This window comes from Hyphomonas atlantica corrig. (assembly GCF_000682715.1).
Lineage (GTDB): Bacteria > Pseudomonadota > Alphaproteobacteria > Caulobacterales > Hyphomonadaceae > Hyphomonas > Hyphomonas atlantica.
Map to the genome: position 1 here is coordinate 1 of NZ_AWFH01000033.1, position 1,956 is coordinate 1,956.

2 protein-coding genes are annotated in these 1,956 nt (G+C 47.4%); both read right to left on the reverse strand.

The genetic code is table 11. The annotated features are described in order from the left end of the window. The coding region (locus HY36_RS11405) for a Kiwa anti-phage protein KwaB-like domain-containing protein (protein ID WP_035552809.1) at window positions 1–989 on the reverse strand (989 nt) is incomplete at its 3' end. Then, entirely contained in the window at window positions 970–1,530 is a 561-nt protein-coding gene (locus tag HY36_RS11410; protein WP_035552812.1) for a hypothetical protein, read from the reverse strand. The genes HY36_RS11405 and HY36_RS11410, both read right to left, overlap by 20 nt. Between the last annotated feature and the right edge of the window lie 426 nt (window positions 1,531–1,956).

A 1,956-nucleotide genomic window follows, 5' to 3' on the forward strand; every position in this document is an offset into this window, starting at 1 on the left:
ATCTGTCTCATGGTCGCTGACGGGGAACAGTAAGGCAATCCAGTAGCTTCTCCTCTCACATAGTTGTCGCTGAGAAGGTCAATCACTTTCGATCGCGAACTTTGGGACGACAGATCAAAGGAGAAAACTGTATTCTCGCCTTCTTCATCATAGTCGACTGGAAGATTATACTCATCTATCGCAGATATTGCTTTCGACCGATCAAATTTCTTGAAAGCTCCAGAATGTGAAGCTGCGGCGAGTTTGCGGCGAAACCCAGTATACTGAGAAACGCACTGTTCAAGCTCTTCCATGTTCTCAATATCTATACCTTTTATCGCGTCAATTTCTTTTAAAGCAGCCTCTGATTTGTCTTTCATCAATTCATCGAAACCCGTAATGCTCTGAAAGGGAAAGTCTTTATCCACAAAGAAGCAATCTCGCCAGAACACAAAGTCAACAGAAAAACCGAAAGAAATCAGATTGTGATCCGCCTTCATAAACTGATGATTTGCTAAACTGTACTTCGCAACAAATCGACGCTTCAGAGTCTCGAAGCTGTTGCGACGCGAGATTAGATAAGCCGTTTCATCCAATGCAGAACTATACAGCGCAATTGCTCGAGTTTTGTACTTCCCAAACTCAGAGGGGTCGGCATCAAAGTGCTCATCCAATGCCCTTGGAGGTAGGTTATCCGCATACCCCTTCAGTCCGGTAAACACATCAACTGGCGCAACTCCAATTACTTCGTCTACAATGGCATCATATTCGTATGACACAAAGTCTGGCTTACTGTACTGCACTTGAAGCTTTGGAAGCAGCTCCGATTTGAAGCCATTTCTGAAATCACCCGATAAAGTAAGTCGGCGCCATCCCCCAGCTGGATCATCAGCTAGTGACCTATGAAGAAACAGCTCAATTCCGTCTACCGCTCCGGGATGCGAGAACCCCTGGAGGAAGTCTTCGAAGTCCTTGATTTTTGAGTTCAGATCAACCTGCGCTGCTGACACCTTTACGCTCCTTTGGTGAACTGACTACGTAGGTCTGTAGATTCGTCAGCCTTCGCAACCTATAATTGACACCATCATGAAGCTTAGTATTCTTGGCGACTAGCAGCACCTCGTACTCTTTCTTTTCGGAAAGTATGATGCCTAAATAGAATCTCCAACCCAAAAGCATAAATATGGGGTTCACGAACAACGTTTTTGAACGAACAAAAACAATTGCCATTATGACGTAGAATATTAGAAGCGATATAGCACCAGAAAGAGTGCTCAAGTTCACGTCCAGCAAAAGTGGCACATAAGTTACGACATAAACCAAAATGCTTTCGTCAATCGGCGTTGAGCTAACCAGTTTGTAGGTGTCTGGTTCGTCTCTTGAATTAACTATGTCCCGTACACGTATTGTCGCAAACGCTCCCAAATTGACTAGAACGAGCATGATCCAAGCAAATATGTATTGCCCCTGCTCAAATGATTTGGCCAACAATATGGCATTTATCGGCAGAAAGCCCGATAGGAGCAAATACGCGTAGAATCCTTTAGTCATAACGCACCGCCTTTCTGGAACATATAGTGAACATACCTTCCCTGCGCAAGGCTCTGTTTCTTTGTGTAGAACAACTTTTTCTTCTTAAGGTTAATATCAATCGGTCCTGCGTGGCTATCAGTCTTTCACGATCGAACCACCGCTTCGCGATGCTTTAGCCAAGCGTACATAGACATTCACCAGGGTCGAAGCACGGGCGCGGGCTCTGCGCCCTAACAGCGGGAGACCCCGGCATGCGCCGGGGATGCGGTGTGTGGCGGCCTGTGCGCCTCCCTCAATCCGTCTGATAGCTCCCCACCCCATACTCACCTCCTGACCTCACGGGAGCCGGATCAGGTGCCGTTCTGGTTGTGGGGTCAGGGACAGGAGGGGCTTTGCGGGAGGTGTACGGTCCTGCAACGCCCTAGGCAGGTCAGGCCAGGGTGA